Raw genomic sequence first — 23821 nt, forward strand, 5'->3', positions numbered from 1 at the left:
CAACACATCTTTTTCCCACCACATATTGATTTTATCTCTCTGCCGAGATAAATATGGAACAGTGCCCTTTGCGCTACAGATACATGATTCAGGGATTCTCCCTCGACAAAATATTCGGAGACGTTTGCAGACAATGAATTATTTAAAAAAGTGGTGGCTGACTATTTGCTTCGTTTCACTGACAGTCCTCCTGACAGCTATAATTATCATCCCCCACTCCACCACATCCCGCAAGGCCCTGACCGAACTGGCGCATGAGATTATGCTCAACATCTCTTCGTATACGCTGGACAAATCGGAGAGTTACCTCCGTCCGGCGGAAAATGCTGCAGAACTGACACGTTTCCTTGCAGACAGTAATATTGTCAGCAGCGATCATTACGAAAATATGATTCGGTATTTCAGTGAACAGCTTTCCCTATACCACCAGCTTTCGGGTATCTACTACGGGACTACCAAAGGTGAATTTTTCATGGCTTCCCGCTCCAATGCCAAGGTAAAAAACGGTCTTCTTTCAAAAACAATTCTTTTTGAAAACGGTGAGCGCAAAACCACAATGACCTGGACCACGGCTGAGAATAAATTTCTGCAAAGCGAATTGGCGCCGTTGGATAGATACGATCCCCGAAAGCGGCCATGGTTTATTGAAGCACTGATGACCAATGATGTTATCTGGACCGAACCCTATATTTTTTTCACCAGCCAGAAACCGGGGATAAGCACAGCCAGCCCGGTCTACGATGAGAATGGCAAATTGCAGGGAGTTGTGGGTGTAGATATCACAATTGCTGAACTTTCCACTTTTTTGAATACACTTACCATCGGCCAGAGCGGTAAAGCCTTTATTGTAGATACGAACGGAAATGTTGTTGCATTTCCTGATGTTGAAGCTCTCAAACAGACGACACAAAACAACAAAATACGCTTAAGCAAAATCAATGAGTTACCTGACGAAATATGCCAGAAAGCCTATAAATCCCTAAGTGTGCATCCAGACCAAATTCCTCAAAAACCGGTATTCACAACTTTTGAACATCACGGCGCACGCTATAATGCAGTTTTTACCCCTTTTAAGAATTCACACTGGCCTTGGATTATCGGACTGTACATCCCGGAAGACGATTATCTGGGGGCCATAAAAAAAGACTATAGATTAAGTCTCATGACAGCAGCCTTAGCTATTCTTCTTTCCGGCCTGATAGGCTGGGTAGTGGCCCGAAAACTAAATGCAGCAAAAGAAAACGCTGTAGCGGCAAACCATGCCAAGAGCCAATTTCTGGCTGTCATGAGTCATGAAATCAGAACTCCCATGAATGTAATTCTAGGCACAACAGATCTGCTTAAAGACTCCCACCCGCGTGATGACCAAAAAAAATATATCAAGTTGCTTGATAATGCAGGAGAAGGTCTACTCGCTTTGATAAATGACATACTCGATATGTCCAAAGTGGAAGCTGGTCTGCTGGATCTTGAAAGCATAGACTTCAATCCCTCAAAAATAATGCGCCAGTGCTGCAGTGTCTTTGAAAACTCAGCCTCCCAGAAGGGAATTGAATTGGCCTGCCGTGTAGACGGCAAATTGCCCGGTCTTGTCCAAGGTGATCCTGTAAGAGTCAAACAAATATTACTGAACCTGATCGGCAATGCGGTTAAATTCACTGAGACCGGCGGAGTATATGTTCAAGCCGGATACAAACAGCTGACGAACAACAATGTTGAATTAAAATTTGAAATTCAGGACACCGGTCCCGGAATTCCCAAAGACAGGCAGAATGCCATTTTTGAACACTTTACTCAGGCCGATAGTTCCATAACACGTGAATATCAGGGAACCGGTCTGGGACTCTCCATCAGCAAAAAGCTGTGTGATATGATGAATGGCAACATTTCAGTTTCAAGTTCTCCCGGGAGCGGAAGCACATTTACCTTCACTATCACCATGAAAGAAGTGAAAAGTTCTGACACTAAAGGAGAGAAATTCAACAACCTACCCGAAAATCGCACACTGCCACGCAAGGTGCTGCTTATTGAAGACAATAAAAGCAATCGTCTTCTTTTCAAACATTTCATTTCCGATTCGCCCCACGTTATGAAATGTGCTTCTAACGGAGAAGAAGGAATTGAAATATATAAAGAATTCCAGCCTGACATTATTTTCATGGATATCGAAATGCCGGTTATGGATGGCTATAAGGCTACGGAAGAAATCCGCGATTGGGAAAGAATAATCGGCCTGTCCCCAGTGCCCATTATTGCCCTCTCCGCACATGCCATCAAAGGTACAGCAGAATCTGCACGCGAAGCAGGTTGTACCAGTTATATGACAAAACCAATTACCAAGCTGCAATTTCTTGAGCGCATTGAGCGCGACAGTCAAACAGATAACAGGAACCATTATTGACTATTGCCAAATTTAGCGTATAAACAATTTAAATCACCATGCAAAAGTATTATAATAATGAAGCATCAACAGGAAAACCATGTAAATAAAAACCTTAAGGAGACTTTTATGAATTCCAGAAGAAAATTCATGGCTATGTCAGCTGCAGCAACTGCGGCAATCCTGATGCCTGTAACCAATGCCGCGGCTAAAAAAGGTGGCGAATATCCTTCCAACATTGTTTATACCCAGAAAGACCCCGGCGTATGGAGCAAAAAAGCAGCGACTCATCTCCCTCAAGTTGAAATTAAAAATGGTAAGGCCATTATCCGCACCCTGCATCCCATGACAGAAAAACACTATATCGTCCGCCACACATTAGTAGATGACAAAGGCAATGTTATCGGCACAAAGACTTTTGCCAATACTGATGAGAAGGCTGTTTCCAACTTCGAACTTCCGGCAGATAGTAAAGGTAAAAAATTCTTTGCAACCAGCTTCTGTAACAAGCATGATTTCTGGGTGAGCCCGGTAACTTTGTAAAAACCAAAAGCGGACTCTGCCTCTCACGCTCTAACATTGAATTCACTTCAGGAGAACGCATAAATGTACTTTAAACAGCTAACCACAGAAGGACTGGGTTGCTATTCATACGTCATCGGCTGTCCGGCCGCAGGTGAAATGGTGATAGTAGACCCGCGCAGAGATGTTCAGGAATATCTGGATATTTCGCGCGAGGAAGGCATGAAAATCACCCGGGTCATCAATACTCATGTGCATGCCGACCATGTTGGCGGTGAACAGGAGCTTAAATCCATAGTCGGTGCGGAACTGTATATCCATGAAAATGCCGATGTGGGCTATGAGCACACCTCCATTAAAGAAGGAGACTCCTTCATTGTCGGGGCGGCCAAATTGGATTTCCTTTACACTCCCGGCCATACTCCAAACGCAATTTCCATTCTGGTTACTGACACCATGCGTGGAAATGAACCTTGGATGATTCTTACCGGCGACCTGCTTTTTGTTGGAGACATCGGACGCCCGGACCTTCCGGGAGATGAAATTCTCGATGAACAGGTAGCCAACCTTTATGACAGCCTGTACATAAAACTTGGAAAGCTTCCGGACTATCTGGAAGTTTACCCTGCCCATGGGCAGGGGTCCCTCTGCGGAAAGGGTATGAGTGCAAAGCCTAGCAGCACCCTCGGTTATGAACGGCGCTATAACCCAATGCTGCAGTTCAAAACCTTTGAAGATTTCAAAGTCAAGGTATTGGAATCATTCCCCAGTCGCCCGAAATCATTTACTCACATCATCAACACCAACTTTGAAGGCGCTCCTCTACTCGAACGCTGCCCCCTTGACCGGGCCATGAACCCGGAGAAATTCAGGCAGATGATTGATCAGGGATGTACGGTAATTGATGTGCGTGATGCTGCCGGATTCGGTGGTTTCCATATTCCGGGAAGCATCAATATCGGCCTTGAAAAGCAACTCGCCAACTGGGTGGGGATGGCCGTAGAACCAGATTCCGACCTGCTGCTGGTGGTCAATTCCAAAGAAGATTATGACCGTATGTGCACGGAGCTGCACCGCATTGGTTATGATCGGATTTTCGGTTACCTGCACGGCGGAATTGCCGCTTGGCTTATGTCAGGATATCCGGTTGAAAATCTGGCTCAGAAATCAACTGAGCAATTGCATGATGCAATGGCGGAAAACAAAAAATTCACCCTGCTTGACGTACGCACCCCCGCTGAGTGGAGCAACGGTCACATCAAAGGAGCAATCCATAAGCCCTTCGCGAGAGTACTTGAAGAAGGAATTGATGTGGATAAGGACAGTCCGGTCATCGTCATGTGCGGATCGGGCTACCGTTCCAATATTGTCGGCAGTTATCTGCAAGGCAACGGATTCACACAAGTCTGCTCACTGGCAGGCGGAGCAATCGCCTGGTCGCGCTCAGGATACGAGCTGGAATAAATAAAAACAAAACCCCGGAGTAACGAACTTCGGGGTTTTTAATTACTTTTTTAAAATCAAAAGAACATCATCTACCAATCTTCGTATATTAGGCAGCAGGTCTATAAGCTGTTCAGCTGAAATTCCAATCCTGTCCCAAGCTGTTTGGTCAATAACACCTATTACCGGAGAAATTCCCAGTTCATAACCTAGGGCCTGAGCTACAAAATCAGCCACATGGGTGACCATTGCGTCAGGATCAGTCTTGATCTTACGCGGACTATGATGTCCACCAGCGGCAGCTACCAACTGCCGTGGAAAATTCCACTGCTCTAAAATATAACCGCCAAGGTCAGCATGATTGAAACCTAGAACTTCACGCTCAGCTTTGTAAAGATTGTACCCATCTTTGTTGGCAACCTTATAAAGCTCGACCCCTATACTATAGTTGCTCTCAAATATCACATGCAGACCTATATCATGCAGCAGTCCACCGGCAAAAAAACGCTCAGGATCACCAAGATTAGCGGTTATAGCAATTTCCTGTGCCACAACACCACAGGCGATGGAATGCTTCCAAAATTTAACCAGATCAAGAACAGTTTTATCAGTACGCTTAAATAAACTCAAAGACGCAGTACCTAGAGCTAGCCCTCCGGCTTTTCTGAAACCAAGTACTTTTAAAGCCTTGGAAGGAGTATCTACTTCTTCCTCTGTTTTATAAAGCTCACTGTTAGCCAGACGCATAACAGCAGCGGACAACTTGGGTTCCTTACTGATTATCCTCGCAAGGTCGCTAATAGAACTTTCAGGGTTGTTAAGAACTTCCTGTAACTGAACTTGAATATGCGGCAATAAAGGAAGGGTAACATGCCCCTTCAAAAAATCTGCGGGGCCAGCAGGTTTTATCCCATCCCATGGCTCAATATCTGTAGAGAATGTCTTGGGTAAAAAAGAATCAGGATCTTCAATCATCTGTTTATAAATACGCTTGAAGGACTCTTTTTTGAGCAACCTCACCAAACTGGAATCTCCGGCATGCAAAAAAAGTTTATTCACATAACGCGATGCCGCCTTTTTGATCTCCGGCCTGATTTTAGATGAAGCCTGAATATTACTCATTAATATCTCGTTTAAAACTGATGGCTATGCCGGATTCAGTATTTCAAAGATCTCTTCAATCAACTTCTGTACTTCATGAATCATGTCGATAAACATTTCTCCGCTAACCCCAAAGCTTTCATAGATCTCATGATCCAGCACCCCAAGCACGGGAGACAGCCCGAGATGGTAACCCAATGCTCTGGAAATAAAATCTGCCACATGGATTATTCCGGCATCGGGATCTTTCTTGGCCTTAGTCGGGTTATGATGGGCAGCTGCAGCAACCACTAAGGATTTAGGAAAATTCCAATCCTGCAGAATAACCCCACCTAGTTCCCCATGACTGAAGCCAAGCAGTTCCTTCTCAGCATCATACAGGCTGTTGCCATCTTTGCGGGCCAACTCAGCTAGGTCAGCCCCAAGGCTTTTATTGCTTTCAAAAATAACATAAATACCAATATCATGGAGCATTCCTGCAACAAAAAAACGCTCAGAATCATGAAACCCTGCCAGCTTCGCTATTTCCTGCGCAACGACACCACAGGCTACGGCATATTTCCAAAATCTTTCGACCTTCAGAACCTGTGGCCCTTCGCTCCTTTTAAAAAGACTAAGTGAAACAGTTCCAAGAGCGAGAGAACTGGCCTGCCTGAATCCTAAAAGGGCTACAGCTCTAGAAGTAGTATCAACCTCAGTTCGAAAACTAAACATGGCACTGTTAGCCAGACGCAAAATAGCAGCCACCAATTTTGGATCCTTATTGATAACAGCGGCCAGATCATCAGCTGAACTCTCTGGATCTTTAACAACTTTCTGAATTTCCAACAGAACCTGAGGTAAAGACGGAAGAACCAGCTTTGACTTCAAAAAATCTCTAGGATTATCAGGCTTAGGTCCCTCCCAAGGCCCAATATCAGAAGGACGAGGTTGAGGCATAAACTCATCCGGTTCCACAATCATCTTCTTATAAACATTTTTAAATGCCTCTTTTTGTAGAAGACGAATAAAATCAGACTCATCAGCCTGACTGAAAAGATGTCTCACATATTTGATCGCGGCATCTTTGACCTGTGGATTAAGCGTTGTGGTCTGCTCAATTTCGTACATAGATATCCTTGATGAAAATTAGGACTTAGATTTCATGGCCCAATCAACAGTTCGCGCCAATCCTTTCTCAAAAGAAACTTCGGCCTTAAAGCCTTCAGCTGAAATTTTACTTACATCTGCACGGGAATGCCTGATATCCGCGGGACGCTCGGACTTAAAATCAATTTCTTGCGGAGCAGAGGTCAAGCCCGCGACAACCGTAGCAAGCTCACGCACAGATCTGCCTATTCCGGTTCCTACATTATAAATTCCAGTCAAAGGACCCCGTCCCTGCTTATCAAGCCCTGCGGCAATTAAATATGCAGTAACCACATCGGAAACATAGAGAAAATCCCTTGTCTGCTCCCCGTCCCCGAAGATTACCATATTTTTACCAGCCAATCCGAAATCCACAAAACGGGAAATAACGCCACTATACTGGCTGGTCGGGTCCTGACGCGGACCGAAGATATTGAAAAAACGCAAAGAACAACCATAGCCGATCTCTTCAATGTACGCCGAAGATTTGTATTTGGCTACTCCGTAAGGACTTAACTGTTCAGCATCCTGAGCGAATTCTTCCTTAACCGGAAGTCGGTCTTCATTACCATATTCTGCTGCAGATCCGGCAAAGACGAAGCTGGAAATTCCAAGCTGCTTTGCGCTATCGAGCATAACCTGATTAGCTTCAAAGTTGACCTTCATCGTCAATTCAGGATGTTCCACTGAATATGGAACGCTTACAACGGCAGCCAACTGAAAAATAACATCCAGATCAGGATAAGCCTGCTTCAGTTCCTCCAGCAAGCCTGCTTCGACTATAGACCTTTCATAAAATGAAAACCTGCCATGATCGATAAAACTTTCCATATTACTGGCATATCCACTGGCAAAATTATCAACACCTACAACAGAAATCCCTGCGTCAAGCAGAGCCTGTGTCAAGTGGCTACCTATAAAACCGGCACACCCGGTAACAAGACAGGTTATCGTCATCTCCCCTCCAGTATATCATCAGAACAACGGCTGACTCGAAAAAGTTAAATATTCCAGATCACGAACACTTTTTGAAACAAGATGGTAAGCACACATCAATGCAATGAAGCATGAATAGCAATAACCATAACCGTAAAAAGTGAAGCCAAGCTGCATGCTCAACCAAGTCAGCCCCACGTTACTTATCAGAAAGACAAGGGTAACCGTCAGCACTTCCTTACGCTGGTCAAAATAAAATAAAATGATCACAGCCACAGAAAGCATAACCTGCAACAGAGAACCAACCAGAGCAATCTGCAGAAGAGGCTGTTGTAAAGGAGAAAGACCTACCAAATCAACAAACTCAGGAGCCATAAAAATACAGAGCATTGTCAGGGTCCCCTGTACAATCAAAATCTCACGCAAACTTTCCTTAAGCATTTTAATCATGCCCTTCTTTTCCTGCAAAATACTTGAGAGGTCTTCTTTGGATATTATTTTTGCAAAATAATCATGATAATGCTCGTAGAACTTAGTTTCAATTTTAACCAGAAAAATGGCCAGTGTAGGCACAATGGTCAGGTAAGCGAAGAAAATAGGGCCTTCATACATGTCATGGGTGCGTAGATAAGGAACCACCATTCTGGAATCCGGTGCAAACCAGAACATGATTTTATCTACCCAGATGGCAAGGTTGAAAGATATACCGATCAAGGCCAGTTCCCAATATTTAATAAAATACGAAAACATTTCCGAATCCCAAACCCTGCCTGGCGGGAACTCTGCAAGCAAGCGGGCCATAAGCCAGAAAAAAATTACAGCCTGCCCCAGAGTATACCCCAACAAATACCCCGCAAGCCCAATCAGCGGATAAAGGAGAAAAGCGATCCCCACGCTGCACATAGTCCCCACTGCAAAAGCCTGAACTATGGACCGGAAATCTTTAACTGCCGAAAGAAAAATCATAGTCAACCAGACCATAGATACGACAAGAAAAAGTATAACCGCAATAATCTTATAGGTTAAGCTCAGCTCAAAAAGCCAAATCCCCCCAATGCCTATGACTGCCCCAGCAGCAAGCACTACAAGAGCGCTGGTAAAAAAAGCGGTCAGGGTAACCTTCTCGTCACCCAAATAAAAACGGTCAGCAAGATAACGACTCACCACCAGTTGGATATAGCCCACATAGATAAGGGAAAAGGCATAGACATAAACAATGGTAGTCCGGAAAATATCCTGATCCATCCGGGAAAAACCGGAATAAGAATATAGACCCAGTACAGCCAGACAAAGAACGCTCATAAGCCAAGGACCGGATGAAACCATAGCCGCATATAAATATGCGGACACTTCGGAAAGGAAGCTGTCCCCGCGGAGCATTTTTCTCAGTTCAAATCCTATTCCTGCCATAATCTACTCCAGATCTTCCATTGCCATGTAATCTTTATAAATATTCAGATAGGTCTCGTTTAAATCAGACTCTTTGTAAAAAGTCTTCACCCGTTCAATTCCTGCTTTCGACATCTTGCTGCGTAGAATCGGACTGGTCAGAATCTTCAGAATCGCCTCCCCTGTACTGACCGGGTCCGCAACCTTGGTCACTATCCCGGATGGACCTAAAGCCTGATCGGCTACGGTACGCCCCTCCAGAAGTTCCCGGCAGGAGCCTACATCCGATGCAACAGCCGGAATACCCGCACAGTTTGCCTCCATAATAACCAAGGGCTGAGCCTCACTGATGCTGGTAAGTACAATTACATCAAGTTTGGGCAGGTAATCCGCAACCCGGACCTTCCCGGTAAATTCCACCACATCTTCAAGATGAAGCAAACGGACAAGGTTAACGCATTCCTCGTAATATTCCTTATCCTCCTCAGTAGGCCCCATTATGTAAACCTTAAGCTTCTCAAGCTTAATTGCTACGATCTTGATAGCCCGTAAAAAAGTTTTAACGTCCTTGATAGGCACCACGCGCCCGACAAAACCAACAGCAAAATCAGTCTGGCCCATGTAATCATGATCGAGGGGCTTAAGTCCCAGAAAATCATCAAGATTGATTCCATTAGGGATTACCCTGATCTTGTCCGGATCAGCTCCCTCCTGAATCTCGAGCTGCCGGTTTCCTTCATAGAGGGTATAAATGGCCGAAGAGTAATCATAACACAACCGGGCCAATTGCTCGAACATCCTTATCCAGAAAGTCTGAAACGCACCAAGCTTACTTTGAATGCGCATACGCTCATCTTCCTTGCGGTATACCCACTCAGCCTGAGAAATTTCAATTTTGCGCTCTTTAACGTAAATACCATGCTCGGTGAGCAATAGCGGGCGACCGGTCATAACACGGGCCACAACTCCGAGCAGTCCTGCATATCCAGTAGAAATAGTGTGGTAAACCTTAGCCTTGGGCAAATCGAGCGGCAGCATTTTGAAAATTGGCAAATGAGTAAAACGATATGTCCAGAAATAATCGATAAATGACTCATCATTTGAATCCGGCTTATATCGTTCCACAAGAAAATCCCAAGCCTTCTTTCCATGAAATAGCTCGGAAAGCGGATACTTATCATGACGAAAAAGATCGACCATATCTTTCATCATACTGATATCATTTCGCTCAAGCCGGTAATGAAATTTTTTAAGCTTCTCAATATTGGTTGCAGAAATTTTCTTAAATGGGTTCTGTGAGATCTCGACAGGGTCATGCAAGTAGACAATTTGAGGATCAATAAAATTATCCGGCACATCGTAGCGATATTCGGCTTTTTCTTTGGAAGAAGCGAGAATACAAACAGCCGTAAAGGTCAATTCCGGCATCCCTTTGATCAGGTTATGAATCCATGTGGAAACACCACCGGATACAAACGGGTAAGTGCCCTCAAGAAGCAGGCAAACATCATATTGCTTATCCGAACTCATTGCCCACCTCATTGAAATCAGCTTCTACTTTCGCTCCCTCTCCTGACATTAGATCCTCCCTCCAAAAATTATAAATCAAAGCCTTAAAAGGATCGGGGGATTCCAGTTCCGGTCGCGCCCGCAGCTGCTCAACTTCATCAAACAGTGCAATAAAATTACCCATTTCAAAAAAAGTCCTGCAAATCCCAAGGCGAGATTCCATTTCAAGCTCAGGCGTTTTCATTGTCTCACGATAGATATGTAAAGCTTCGCTGAACTTTCTACTCTCGACATATGCCTCAGCAAGACGCATCAGGTAGTCTGTACTTTCCTGATCCTCTTCGACTGCCTTACGCCAATGCTCACATGCAAGCCCCATGGAACGCTCCTGCATATTCACTTCCGGCAGACCGCTGCGGGCATAATTCCGATAAACAGAGGCAAGCTCAGCATGGGATTGCGCACTATCATATTTGTCTGCTCGGAAACGAGCCTTCTCCACCGCTTCCGCATAGTCTTCTTCAAGCCGTGTCAAAGCGGTATGAGCATAATAACGGACCTCGGCACTTTCATCGGAAAGACTTTTACGCAGCAGTTTTACCGCCTCGGCAGAACCGATACGACGAAGCAGATTGACGGCCCCCCTCTTCATCTCCATATCATCCCCGTTCAAAATATCCGCAATGGGATGGACATCAATTTCGTCATATAAAAATTCGGAAATATCAGTGGGTAGGTCTACATTGACCCCTCCACCCTCGTAAGCCTTTTCCTTGTATTCCTCAGCAAGACCATAACTTTTCATAAAAATACGGGACATAAGCAGAGTCAGCGTAATCCCGGCCAACCCGATCAAAGGCATAAAAAAAGTAAACAGAGCCGCAATACGGGGATAGTAGAATCCAATACCGGGAATTGCGCGTGGCTTGGGAGCAGTAAAAAGCAAAAAAGAAAAAGCGGAAAAAGCATGCGCCGCAATTGCAACGTAGATGTACCAAGAGGCAACGCCCCTATTCAGGTAGGCCCACACAGCTCCACCTTCAAATATATAGGAAGCAGCAAAAGCCCCCAGTAGGCGCATTCGCGCCAGTCTGATTACTTTATTCCGCAAAAAGTACACTGACCATGTCCTCTTTCACATTCTTGACCAGTTCTGCAGGATCTTCCATACCAAGCGTGTAACCAGCCACCCCGGCACGAAGCTCAACAAGATTCTGATCTGTTTCAAAAGCCATCACACTGAGGGCCTTGAAAGAGCTGAGCAGGTTATTGACCACCACCCGAGCACCGGCAGTAGGTGTGGTCGGCAGGATCAGGTAAAAAGCCCCCGGTTCATCACTGATGAACAGAATATCGATTTCTCGAACCTGATTTTTGAGGATCATACTGAAAGCCATGAGAACCTCGTCACGCCCTTCATCCGAGGCGTTGGAAAGTCCCGGGAATTCCAGCATAATCAAAGACAAATCCAGTTCATAACGCCGTGCTCTGACAAACTCCTCCCGAAGCCTGCGCAAAAAATAATCAAAAGTATAAGCATCAGTGATTTCATCGGCGATAAGCTTATCTTTTGTCTCCGCAAAAACAGTGGCATTTTCAACACTACTGCCGCACCAGTCCGCAACCAGTCCGGCCACTCGCACAGAATCACTTGTGAATTTGAGAAAAGGCATCTTCTCTACGTTCAATACTCCGACCACATGCTGGTGATTATCTGCCAGAATAGGGGCGGAAATGATAATACCGCTGGGCATGCTTTCATTGCTGGCAATATCCCGGATGGAAATAGCTCTCTTCTTAGCCGCAGCAATACTCATTAAGCTTTCACCCCAGGGAATAACTTCAGGTAAATAACTTTTCCCATGCCGCAAAGCGGTATCAAGCCTGAATTCGGTTCCATCCAAGAGGTAAATGGAACACTCCTCCACATCCATAAACTCACGGAGAATATCCAGTACTGCCGGATAGATGCTGTCGACACTCAAAGTTCGCAAACCCTGCGCGGCTTCATAAAGAGTTCCCAGAGTACTTTCCTGCGAAAGAATTTTACTATCAAGCTCCTGCTTAGCCTCACTGAGGATATCGTATTTGGTTTTAACCTTATCAAAAGCATCATGATAAGCATCCCTTTCTTCGCACACATCGGAATATTCCCTGAGATGCAATTGACGAGTCTCGCCAAGGACAACCCCGACAATAAAGAAAAGGATCGGCTTACCCCACATGGCTAAGGTTCTAAAATCCATCGGCTCAATATCAGGGATGGATAGACTTTTAAAAACTATGAAAAATAAACCGGCCATTATCCCGGAAAACAACCCTCCCGCAAAACCGTAACGAGTCGAAGTAAGCAGGACAACGATCCAGTAAGGATGAGGTGAAACAGAAAGGAATCCGGGGTCATGGCGAAAAAAGATGAGGTTGGCCGCAGTGATGGCAACCAGCCCCAGCAATACCTCGTAATATTGGGAGAGCTTATATCTTTTTGCCTCTGTATTGACTTTAAACATATTCACCGGCCTGATTATTTTCAAACACTTTAGAAAACAAAACCGATCCCACCACTGACGAACTGGGTTTCCCCGCCCCCGGCAAGCCCGGAATCACTGCTGTATTCATAATTGAGACTCAACTCAAACTTGCCCAGCCTTAAAGATAATGACGGGCTCCCGAAATAACTGGGGCTGTTCTTGAATTCATCAAGCCTGATCCCTCCGGCAGCCTGAAAAACTATTGTATCACAAATGGACTTACTAAAACTGGCGCTGAAGGTGTGGATACTCTCATTTTCCACCACTTCAAACGGCTTGAACGTTTCATCATCATACTTGAAGAAAGAACGGTAGAAAGAATAAGAAACGAAAAGATCGGGATCTGAAAGAAGCCTACGGGTCAAAATAATATTATAGATTCCCTTGGCTCCATAATTGCGTTCAGATTCCAGCTTATACTGCCGTAGCTGACCATTAAGAAAGAGTCCCCATGTATCATCATAAAATCCATCGTAAGTCAGGGACAACTGATTGTAATGACCTTCGTAATTGGCGGCCGTAGGTTCATCGAGCCAAGGATTATTGTAATCGATCATGGCAGAAAAAGTTCCGGGGTCATGGATGCGCCAATCAAAACCAAGAGCACCTGATACACCGGACGAAGTGCCTTCATATCCACCAACTCCGGCAATACCGGTAAAAGTACGGGTAAAATCACGCCTTAATAAAAGAGCAGCCTGATTAACATCCTTATCGATCTTCTCAATTCCGTCCCCTTGCGGACGGTAGATGCGGGTGTTTGCGTAATAGATCTCCCCTCTGGTCTGATCCGTAATCTGCATGGCAAAACGACTGCCCAGAGCAGTAGTTATAGATTCATCAGACTGCAGATATACACTGGGAGTCAGCTCAAGACGGGGCCTCCGTTCCATGAGCAGGCTGGATAGAGCCTGCCGTGCTTCATAGTTCTCGGGCTCAGCGTCGACAAGCTGGGAAAAACTTTCCACAGCTCCCAGCCAATCTCCTCCCTGCTGGGAACTGTAAGCCTTGGCGGAAATGGAATCAGTATCTCCGGGCCGCAACCGCAGCAGATAGTCGAGGGTGTCAATCTGTACGGAATAATTACCGGCCAATAAACGCAAACGGGCTTCCTGCCGCAGGGCGCGAGGAGATTCCGGGTCAAAGTTAAGCCAACGACGCAACATGGCTTCGGCCTTTGACAGCTCATTATTATCGATAAGTGCGCCGATATATTCTTCGCGCAAATCCAAATCATCGGGAAAAGTCTTGAGTAGTTTTGAATACTCTCTGAGACCGTCTTCAACATAACCGCGACGAATCATAATACGGGCTAAAATTACTTTTTGCTGCCGTTGCCCGGTGGCCCGCAATACATCGCCCTGATCCAGTTCGTAAAACAGAGATTCTGGTGCACCTACCAATTTAGGTTCAGTTGCAAGAGTAGTATTTGCAACAGATCCCTTCGCTTTAGCATTTTTTGCTGCCAGCTCTGCGGATGGTGCAGGCAGCAAATCTCCCGGAAATTCCAGTGTCCGCTCTTCCAACATAACTAGAGGCATGGAGCGGATAAGATAATCTAGTCTGGTTCTATCCTTAAACAGGCGTCCTGCTGTCCGTGCCTGACTGCGGGTGGGGTAATCTCCTATCTGGACCACATACCAGCCCCTTGCCTGTCTATCGTAAAGATAAACCATTGTAGGAGAATACCCTTCACTTTTCAGATAGGACATGAAATTCCATGCGGCATCTGCCTGCAAAAAGGAACTTACTCTGACCGTCCAGATAATCTCGCTCTTATTTTCTACAGCCGCAGCGGTAGTGTCCTCCGCCCGGAGCGGAGTTCCATGTATGACCGGCAGCAAGACCGTCATTAAAATAAAAGTCCAAAAAACTATTTTTTTCAAAACACTACCTATCGATTATATTTATATCCCTACCTGAAATATCCACACGACCTTCACGGCGGATTATGCGTGCAGCTCGCTTAAACTCGCGAACAGCGTCATTTTCCCGACCCATAAGTTGATATATTTCACCCAATTGATAATGTCCTTCGGCATCATTGGGAACCAACCTTAAGTATTTCCGCAACTTGGAAACAGCCCTTTTATACTGCTCCCGTTCGCCATAAATAATCCCCAGTCCCTTAAGTGCGGTATGGTTTTCCGAATTAAGCTTTAAAGCAGCCTGAAAAAGTTCATACGCATCGGTCTGGAAATTGTTAAATAAGGCTTCCGCACCCAGACGGGCCAAGAAGACTTCGTCATTATTATACTCTTTTTTCAACCTTTTATAAACATCGGAGGCCTCATCACCGCGCCCGGCCATCTGCAATGCCGAAGCCAATAAAAAGCCTTCAAAGCGGGGTATTTTTTTGAGACGGGCATAAGGTTCCAGAATCCGCAAAGCGGCTTCAGGTTCACGCCCATCAAGATAGGCCCGGGCCAGCTCTATACGCTCGGTTTCAGGGAGTTTTCCGGCAGCCTGCAATTCCCTGAAGACCCTTATCTGGTCCGCAAATTTTTCAGCAAAACCATAGACCCTCGCGAGATCAAGCTTCACCTCATAGTCGCGAGGCTTAATACTTACAGCCCGCTCATAGTAAGCTGCTGCTTTGATATACTCTCCGGAATCAGCCAAAGCCTTTCCTGCACGCTTGGCAAAATCAAAGTCTTCCGGAGATTCATCGGAAATTTCAGCATAAAGCTTAGCGGCAACTGCAGGACGTGCGGTCCATTCAGCCAATCTGGCAAGACTTTCCCTGATCTCCTTACGCTTGTAATCACGCGAATACAACTCATCATAAATACGATAAGCCTCTTCACTCAAACCAGCCTGATCAGCAAATTCCGCCCATTGGTACAATATATCCAAATTCTTAGAGCTCTGCCCTGCAAATTGCGAAATGAGCAATTTCGCTTTTTTACTATCACCGGCAGCAGCCCATACCGCAGCAGCCAGCAATGCAACCTGCTCATCATCCGGGCGCAGGCGGATGGAGGTCTCAGCTGCATCACGGAAAATAGCCTTATCACCGGTATAAGATGCAATCTGAATAAGGTTCATGACATACTCACGGTTACCCCCGGTCATGATGGCCGCTTTTTTGTAATATGGATAACCGTCTTTGGGTGAATTCAACCAAAGCATGATTTCCCCGGCCTGCGCGATTACCTTTATATCCTTGGGCGCAATCTTTACCGCATACCCAGCTGCCTTCTTTGCCAGCTCCAAATCCTGAGTTTCAGAAGCAGCCAGAAGCATATCAAGGATATCCTGTTGCTCCTGCTCCCTTTTCAACAGCTCACGGTAAATAAGGTAAGCTTTGTAAGGCTTATTAACATTTCTATATGCTGCGCCGGCAGTACGCATAATATTTATATCATCAGGATAAACTTTGAGAGCAAATTCCACAGCATCAGCAAGCAATTTGTTATCTGCGGTAGTTGCAGCCGCATCGATAAGGTTCTGGTAATCAGTAAGAGTTGCACCGGGGCTGTCCACCACCTTGCGCAAGATATCATATGCTTCACGCGGTCGTTCCAAAGTAAGCAGCAGTTCCCCGCGGGTCCGCAAATAGTCCGGCTCTGAAATATCGGCAGTCTTGGTCTCTTCAATAACTTCAGCCATTAGTTCCCGATCTTCGCTGAACAAGGCCGCCCGCAGCATGTCATGTGCATAAGAAAGCCAACTGCCGACCCGCTCAGCCAACCTGCGAAAGAGATCTACAGCTTTGCGGAAATTGCCGGTCTGCATGTAAACATCACCGAGAGCCTGTTGGTGAACAGTGTTATCCGGCTCAATCTGAACCAGTTTTTCCAGAACAACCTGCGCCAGATCAGGTCTGGCTGCAGCGCGGGCCATCCATGCTGTTTCAGTCAGCAATACTATATTATCCGGACTGATCTTAAGCAGTCTTTGCGCCACTTCCAAAGCCCTGTCATAATCTTCTGACCATCCCAGAACCTTAACCAGCTGCACTCTGCTTTCAACATCAAGTCCGGCCTGTTTATCCATTCGGGCAGCATATTCATAGCCATCTTCAATACGGTCAACTGCAACGAAATACTCCAGCACGTAGAGCACGTATTGCAAATAATCGACCTTCTCTCCGGATTCGGTACTGAGTTCGGTTTCAGCCTTAAACTGTTCCCCGACAATAAAAATTCGTTGAAGCAAAAAATCGAGATATGGATCATCCGGAGTCTTGGCGTGCTCTGCGCCGAGCAACTCAATCTCATCATTGAGCACACGCATAAAATCCCCGACAAACGGCCTTTTGCCCTGCAACGTATTAAGCTTAATTATGGCATCCACTTCCTGCGGGAACATATTGAAATAACGGTAATACATTACCATCTTTTCCAGAGGTTCCATCTTATCAGGCTCAATATTTGAAATCTTTTTCCATGTATGGAGAGCCTCACGGGGCATTACGTTCCATTCAAAAACCTGCACCAGCTTGCGCAACGCAGGGACTCGACGCGGCTTCTGTTTCAAAATCTCTTCAAGACTGGCTATAGCTTTGTCTGGCATCCCGCGCTCAAGGAATACATCCGTCCCGAGGGTTAACAATCTCAAGTCATGAGGATCTTCTTCCAGAAGCTCACTAAGCAAATCCGCCGCCTTGGAAATTTCCCCACTCCGCAGGTACAACGGGACCATATCCCTGGGAAAGGGATATATCAGCACGGTCGTCCCGATTATGATGAGTACGAAAAGCAGTACCCGCCAGAGCTTTATGTTCAAATCAGATCAATCTCCATAGGCCCGGAAGCAACGTCTTGGACTGACAAAACGCCCTCTCCATCAGTAATAAGTTCCTGTAGCGATCCGTCCTTGCGGATAAACTTGTACTTTCTGTTCGGAATCAGCCCTGCCACCTCAAATTTTCCTTTACTGAAACATTCAAAATCAAAGCGGACACCTTTGTCTGCGCGCTCAAAATCACGTACCCAGCCAGAACCGTTTTTGAGATACGGAAATCTATCGTTAACAGTCTTATCTGAGGTCAAAACAATCTCAGCCCGCTGAGTACCGGGACGTAGATGAACAAAAATACCTTCCGGTTGAATGTCATATCCGAGTACATTTTTGCATTCTTTCAGATTCGGGACCTTATCCATACCGTCCAGCCGTACGGAAAGGCAGTCGACATAATTGCTGAAACCAAACCTTTCCGGTGAAATTTTTTCCACCTTTGCAGCAAGACAACCGTTGACCATTTTGATGTAGGCGGAGGCATAAACTCGTGCAGTGTCCTGACTGAGGACCCATTCATAAACATCTTCAAGGGCCTTGAGTGAGGAAAATTTTTCACCGCTATAGAAATGGTAATAAATATCAATGGGCATAATCCGGCGCGGAGAGCCGGTCCGCTTCATGGTATCCACGATATTGCGGAACCCGAAATACGGACCGGACCAAAGATTGGTCAGGATATTCTCATTGGCCTGTCCGGTATAGATCTGGTTGTATTTGCCAAGCGCACGGTAAAGAGGCGAGACCCCGAAATAAGAATTACGACGGGCATCGAAAACAGTATCACCGCCGTTCAGATTCAGAATTCCGGCATTCTCTGCAATGGCAACCTGCTCTTCAGTGGGCTCACACATGCCGGACCAGAACAGAACCCGGCAGGGCTTTTCCACCGGAGCAAGATTTTCGGAAATATAATCGCAAGACCCCACAATCTCGTAATGAGCGTCAAATTTATATCCAGCAACCTCATATTGCCCGACAACAAAATCCTCGGCATATTCCTTGGATTCCCTTGTCTTCGCATTCCATGCATAAGGATGGGTGTAGGAATGGGATGAAGTCTCTACATTTTCTAATTCAAAAAGGGTCTTAGCAAGATCTACATTATCCAAGCTCCCCTTAACATCCGGATTGATCTCCCCGGCGATAACCGAAGCTGAATTGGGAAAGTCGTAACGCTCAAAAATGCGCTCCATTACAATTTCCCCACAAACTTTATTCTGATCCACCTCGGTGTAGCCAACAAAACCGTCACCATCTATATGGGCAAAGGCAACCCGCTTACCATTCAACGTGGTAGGGGTAAGAGCCGGCATACCCTTTAAATCCAAATTAACTCTTAGGAATTCAAACGGATTCAAGTACCACTGCTTCTTAAAATCTACCGGGTCCTGCCAGCGCATATAACCATCTAAAGCAAACCCACCACGCGGTCCCAAGCCCACAGCTGCTGCAGTTGTACTTGATTTTCCCTTCACCCCCACACTTACCCATGATTTGACGTCCTCACCCACGGGGACAATCTGAATATACCTGTCTGGAAACAATGGCAGTTTACGCTCAAAGTTCATGTTCTGCGGATCAACATACTCATATTTCAAGCGATATTCGACATTCGTAGCATTAGCCTGATATGAAAATCCGAGATTGGAAAAGACCTTCTTGATCAGCAATGGTTCAGCCAAAACATTGTCGTAATCGTTAAATGCACCCAAATTTCCAGCGATTATGACCTTCTTACCCTGCTTCTGCTGCCAAATGAGCCAGTTAAGGAACTCATTAGGATTATTCATCGAGCCTTCAGAAAAGGAAGTAAAGACCGCCCGGTATTCCTCCATGTCTTTGTCAGAAGGCAAAGGGCGCTTCGCAACATCACGCACCTCGTACAAGAAACCGAGGTAGTTAAGTGGTGCGGCAAAGCCTTCAATGAAATTATTATTCACTGCGGAGCGGTCTTCTGCTCCATTGTAGAGCACCAAAACCTTGCGCTTGACCGGCTCGGCATAAGCGCAAGAAAAAGCAAGGATGACAATCAGAAATGCGGCAAAAAGCCTATTCACCAGACTCATGAATAAACACCTCATTTAATGCCGGAGTGCTGACATAAGGAATAAAGCCCAGATTGCGCGAGAAATCGTAAGCTTTAACAATTTCCAGTTTCTCTCCAGCAGGAACGTAATCAAGGGTCAGTACCACCAGTTCGGGGTTGGCTTTCAAAGCGGAATTCGCCTTGGCAATAAGAAAACTACGATCTGCTTCCGGAACATCTTTACGAGTGGAAGTTGCCAAATCCATGGAGCTGCTCAACCCTTCAATCAACAGGTAGTTGATATAGGGAGCCGTGCGCCGCACAATTTCAAATCCTCTGTTCTGGCAAAGCAGCATTTTGGGGAATTTTTCCCTGATAGCGCGAACCAGAGCAACGCAAGAACGTTCTGTGCCCTTGAAGATATCGGGGTCGCGCCGCTGCATATCGATAGGGGAATCAAGCGTATCAAAAAAAAGCCCGTCATATCCGGCCGAGAGGGCATCGGGGATAATTCGGGCAAAAAGCAATTCGCTCCATTCCGGACGGCGCACATCCACCACCCATGAATCCCAGTTCTCATTATACCTTACAAGCAGATCAAGATGCTTGGCCTCCTCGTAATAAGGTCCGTTCGCCGCGACCTCACCAAGGCTGACATAGCTCAGAACCTTTACCCCTTTTGCACGCAAAGGTGTTGGGTCCTGCCCTCCGGAGTCAGAGACCAGCAGATCAAAACCGGACAGTTTATCCGTCCGGTCTTCACTTCCGTAATAACAAGCCCACGATTCGACATCATGACTCTTGCCAAAGGCGAAAGTCCTTCCGAAAACTGAAAAAGTAATCACAAGCAGCGCGATTATTGTGCAGAAACGGAAGACATTGCTTCTATCATTTCCGCAAGGGTCTCCTGCGCTACACTGTTCAGGGATTCCGTACATCCGAAAAAGCACCCCCCACTCTTTGAAGAAGATGAAGCCCACAGAACATTACCGGAAGAAACATCAATCATTCGCAGATTGATACCCACTGAAGGGCTCTGATTAACGCCGCGCTTATATTGGTATTCGGTAACAGAACCATAAATGACAGTATCCACTCCAAGCTTGCTGCCCAATTTCTGAGCAACAACATCTTCCATCACAAATTCCAGATCGTCCTCATCTCCTTTGATGCGCTTGAACATTTCAGTGGATTCCATGAGGTCGAACTTGGTGGAAGCATAAATTTCGGTAGTCAGCAGATCACCGACCATACGCCCGGCATTAGGTGTATTGGTCAAGTTCACCAGCGGCAAGACCGCAGCATGGCGAGCTTCACTGGCAACCCCGTTGGGCTGGACGTAATCTTTCATGTAGGTACCGGAACATCCGGCAAGAAAGAGAATAAAAATCAAAGTAGTGAAAAAGCTCTTTTTCACAGCACCCTCCTTATTTTATCGAAAATTTTAATTTTTAATCCATTTTAAACATACGAATTAAAAAACAAATTTATCCCCACCTAAAAACAAAAATTATAGCTATATATTAAATCATTCATATATTTAGAACACTATAATCAGAATCTATAGCTATGCAAAGTATTTTTATTTGTAACCTTCAAAAATTACATTATATTTTGTGCTGCATTTCAAGATTGCACACTTTAATTTTGTCTTTCACCATGCTATTATTCCAAAACACAAAAAATTAACCGGAAAATCTTAATTATGAAATTACATAACATAGCAATCCTGACATTTTTATTTCTTGTTAGCGCCTGCGTATCAAAAACAACTCCCCCGCCTTCAAGTACAGTAACAAAAAAAACGACACAGGAGACACGAATGACCCCGCCGAATAAGGAAATCAACAGCTGGGCATACCAACTGCAAGGACCGAAAATAGCGCCACTGGCTGAATCTCCATATGACCTATTGGTAATTGACTATTCAAAAGACGGCTCCGATAAAAATAGATTTTCCGCCAAAGAAATATCCGTACTACACAAATTCAATAAAACCGTACTTTGTTACTTTTCCATCGGGGAAGCAGAAGAATATCGTTTTTACTGGCAGAAAGAGTGGAAAGAAAATCCGCCCCGATTTCTAGGACCGGAAAACCCGGACTGGGCCAAAAACTATAAAGTAAAATACTGGCGCGAAGACTGGTGGGAAACAGGCTTACGCCCTTATTTGGACCGCATCATAGAAGCCGGGTTTGACGGCGTATATCTGGACATAGTCGATGCTTACTGGTTCTGGCATGAACAGGGAATGGAAGTGCGGAACACTGCAGACGATATGGTCAAGCTGATCAAAAGAATTGGAGACTATGCCCGAAAAAAAGCAGGAAAAAATTTCATTATCTGTCCCCAGAACGGTATGAGCGTATTTAACGACTGCTCCCCGGAATACAAGGATGTCTATTTCAAAACCGTAGATATGATAGGTCTAGAAAGTCTGCTCTTCAACTACTATAGCGAAAGCGACAAAAACTACCGCCTGCAACTGGCAAAACAACTTGCTGAGGCAGGCAAAACAATTCTTGATGTGGAATACATTGAAAAGTCGCAATACGCTGACTACCTGAAACAGGTAAAAGCACTTGATTTCAAGCTGGTTCCTTACGGATCAACACCTGACGCCGCCTTGGACGGGATTACGGATTTTTGGAAATTTAGAAATTAAACCGCAAAATACCCCCGGCATGCAGGGCATTCAGCGCAATGGCAATTCCTGCCAGCATGACCAATCCGGCACTTAGCACGGGCAGGTTCTCGATCCACCTGCGCGAACCGGCAAATCTTTCGGTAAGTTTCGAGGCCCGCACGGTCAGAATTCCGATAATGATCAACACTGCGGCAAGACCAAGGCTGAAAGCGAGGATCAATAAAAGACCGAACACAATTCTTCCGAAAGCCACCGAAGCAAGCAATACGACCAAAGCAGTAGGACATGGCACCATACCACCGGCAATACCGAGACTGAGCATAGACCACCATGATACAGGTTCGGATTCTTTGCCGTGATCGTGCGAGTGATCATGCGAATGTCCATGATGGTGATGGTCGTGGGAGTGCCCGTGGCTATGTAATGCTCTGCGGGCGAGCATCATGTAACCGACTCCGAACACCAATGCCCCGGAAAATGCTCCCAGCCATGGATAAAGATCGCCGGGCAGGAAGTAACGCGAAAGCAGCAAAGCAGCGATACCGAGAACAATTACACTGGCAACATGAGTAATGGTCACAATGGTTCCGAGGGTGAAGGCATCACGAATACGACCGCTGCGTCCTATGAGATACGCAGCAACCATGGCTTTACCGTGCCCGGGGCTGAGCGCATGTCCCATCCCCAGAAAAAAGGCCAATCCGAGAGCGAATAGAATTGTTCCCGGCCCAAGATTTTCCTGCGCAAGATAATCCTTAAGCGCAGCCTGACTTGAATCTTCCTTTGGAGTCGGGACCGAAAAAGATGCTCCTTCTCCCTCCACTTTCTTAGCAAAAAATTGATAATTCAATTCCCGGGAATCAGGCGAAGTCCTGACCACGCTGAATTGCGGGTCAGCCTGCACCTTCCATTTCAACCACTTCAACTCCCCGGTCTGAAAATTGTTGTCTGAAAATTTTAAGTAATGCTTGCCGAAATCCTCGTCCGGCAAAGATATGGCGTAAACAAGATTTGAGCGCAGCCCGTTATTATACCCTCCCGGAGCCGCTGAGACTGAATCATAATACAATTCAGGAACTACAGGCTTATCATCTAAGTATACTTCCAGATTTGGCAGCAGCAGGGAGTTAATATCCCGCGAAAGCTTTCTTTCTTCTGCCCCGGATACCTTACCGTCATGGTCGGCATCGGGAATAAGTGTTGCGGTAATGGAAGGGCCGATGGAAGTATCATAAACAATAAGCACCCTTGTCCCTTCGTTCATAACTGTGGTTTCCTGCACTACTTCCCCCAAAGGATGGGCTTGAACAACTACACCACTCAGGCAGCAGATTATGACAATGAATATGATAAACAGCTTTCGCACTTTGATATTTCCTCTCGGTATTCTTGGATTCACTCACACCAAATTGTCATAGATAGAAGTTGACAGCAATAGGGGGCAAAGCTATACACCATAAAAA

At 45.7% G+C, this 23821-nt stretch carries 17 protein-coding genes; 4 read left to right on the forward strand and 13 right to left on the reverse strand.

What is annotated here, in order from left to right:
* Window positions 1-133: 133 nt before the first annotated feature.
* From ACNI23_RS08905 to ACNI23_RS08915, 3 genes are all read left to right on the forward strand, one after another.
* Entirely contained in the window at window positions 134-2401 is a 2268-nt protein-coding gene (locus ACNI23_RS08905) for a hybrid sensor histidine kinase/response regulator (RefSeq protein WP_420248047.1), read from the forward strand.
* 108 nt (window positions 2402-2509) lie between these two features.
* Window positions 2510-2923 (forward strand): desulfoferrodoxin family protein, encoded by a 414-nt coding sequence (locus tag ACNI23_RS08910; protein WP_420248048.1) that lies wholly within the window; start codon window positions 2510-2512, stop codon window positions 2921-2923.
* Window positions 2924-2986: 63 nt separating this feature from the next.
* Entirely contained in the window at window positions 2987-4366 is a 1380-nt protein-coding gene (locus tag ACNI23_RS08915; protein ID WP_420248050.1) for a rhodanese-like domain-containing protein, read from the forward strand.
* A gap of 42 nt (window positions 4367-4408) precedes the next feature.
* On the opposite strand, the gene ACNI23_RS08920 is transcribed toward ACNI23_RS08915, so the two are convergent.
* The 12 genes from ACNI23_RS08920 to ACNI23_RS08975 are packed head-to-tail and all read right to left on the reverse strand — an operon-like array spanning window position 4409 to window position 21128.
* Complete coding sequence (locus ACNI23_RS08920) at window positions 4409-5467, reverse strand: HDOD domain-containing protein (protein ID WP_420248052.1); 1059 nt, start codon at window positions 5465-5467, stop codon at window positions 4409-4411.
* 24 nt (window positions 5468-5491) lie between these two features.
* Window positions 5492-6556: an HDOD domain-containing protein gene (locus ACNI23_RS08925; protein WP_420248054.1), complete on the reverse strand. Its 1065-nt coding sequence runs from the start codon at window positions 6554-6556 to the stop codon at window positions 5492-5494.
* Between the two features lie 18 nt (window positions 6557-6574).
* Window positions 6575-7531, reverse strand: coding sequence for an NAD-dependent epimerase/dehydratase family protein (locus ACNI23_RS08930; protein WP_420248055.1), 957 nt, complete (start codon window positions 7529-7531; stop codon window positions 6575-6577).
* Between the two features lie 18 nt (window positions 7532-7549).
* Window positions 7550-8920 carry an exopolysaccharide Pel transporter PelG gene (pelG, locus tag ACNI23_RS08935; protein WP_420248057.1) on the reverse strand — a complete coding sequence of 457 codons (1371 nt, stop codon included), beginning with the start codon at window positions 8918-8920 and terminating at the stop codon, window positions 7550-7552.
* A gap of 3 nt (window positions 8921-8923) precedes the next feature.
* Window positions 8924-10429 (reverse strand): GT4 family glycosyltransferase PelF, encoded by a 1506-nt coding sequence (gene pelF, locus ACNI23_RS08940; RefSeq protein ID WP_420248059.1) that lies wholly within the window; start codon window positions 10427-10429, stop codon window positions 8924-8926.
* Window positions 10416-11528, reverse strand: coding sequence for a HEAT repeat domain-containing protein (locus ACNI23_RS08945; protein ID WP_420248061.1), 1113 nt, complete (start codon window positions 11526-11528; stop codon window positions 10416-10418). Before ACNI23_RS08945 ends, pelF begins: the two co-directional genes overlap by 14 nt.
* The gene (locus tag ACNI23_RS08950) at window positions 11509-12918 is read right to left on the reverse strand and encodes a sensor domain-containing diguanylate cyclase (protein WP_420248062.1); all 1410 of its coding nucleotides are present in this window, start codon (window positions 12916-12918) and stop codon (window positions 11509-11511) included. Before ACNI23_RS08950 ends, ACNI23_RS08945 begins: the two co-directional genes overlap by 20 nt.
* Before the next feature lie 29 nt (window positions 12919-12947).
* The gene (locus ACNI23_RS08955; protein WP_420248063.1) at window positions 12948-14792 is read right to left on the reverse strand and encodes a tetratricopeptide repeat protein; all 1845 of its coding nucleotides are present in this window, start codon (window positions 14790-14792) and stop codon (window positions 12948-12950) included.
* Between the two features lie 37 nt (window positions 14793-14829).
* A complete protein-coding gene (locus ACNI23_RS08960) occupies window positions 14830-17670 on the reverse strand; it encodes a tetratricopeptide repeat protein (RefSeq protein ID WP_420248065.1) in 2841 nt (946 codons plus the stop codon).
* Window positions 17667-19751, reverse strand: a complete 2085-nt coding sequence (locus ACNI23_RS08965) for a polysaccharide deacetylase family protein (protein ID WP_420248067.1) — start codon at window positions 19749-19751, stop codon at window positions 17667-17669. Before ACNI23_RS08965 ends, ACNI23_RS08960 begins: the two co-directional genes overlap by 4 nt.
* Window positions 19735-20556 carry a glycoside hydrolase family 191 protein gene (locus ACNI23_RS08970; protein WP_420248069.1) on the reverse strand — a complete coding sequence of 274 codons (822 nt, stop codon included), beginning with the start codon at window positions 20554-20556 and terminating at the stop codon, window positions 19735-19737. Before ACNI23_RS08970 ends, ACNI23_RS08965 begins: the two co-directional genes overlap by 17 nt.
* An 11-nt stretch (window positions 20557-20567) precedes the next feature.
* A complete protein-coding gene (locus tag ACNI23_RS08975; RefSeq protein WP_420248070.1) occupies window positions 20568-21128 on the reverse strand; it encodes a GNA1162 family protein in 561 nt (186 codons plus the stop codon).
* Window positions 21129-21416: 288 nt separating this feature from the next.
* On the opposite strand from ACNI23_RS08975, the gene ACNI23_RS08980 reads away from it, so the two are divergent.
* On the forward strand, window positions 21417-22376 hold the full coding sequence (locus tag ACNI23_RS08980) for an MJ1477/TM1410 family putative glycoside hydrolase (protein WP_420248072.1): 960 nt from the start codon (window positions 21417-21419) through the stop codon (window positions 22374-22376).
* Here the strand turns inward: ACNI23_RS08980 and ACNI23_RS08985 are convergent.
* Window positions 22366-23724 (reverse strand): nickel/cobalt transporter, encoded by a 1359-nt coding sequence (locus ACNI23_RS08985; RefSeq protein WP_420248074.1) that lies wholly within the window; start codon window positions 23722-23724, stop codon window positions 22366-22368. The genes ACNI23_RS08980 and ACNI23_RS08985 overlap by 11 nt on opposite strands.
* Between the last annotated feature and the right edge of the window lie 97 nt (window positions 23725-23821).

It is taken from the genome of Maridesulfovibrio pacificus (SeqCode) (assembly GCF_048612815.1).
GTDB lineage: Bacteria > Desulfobacterota > Desulfovibrionia > Desulfovibrionales > Desulfovibrionaceae > Maridesulfovibrio > Maridesulfovibrio pacificus.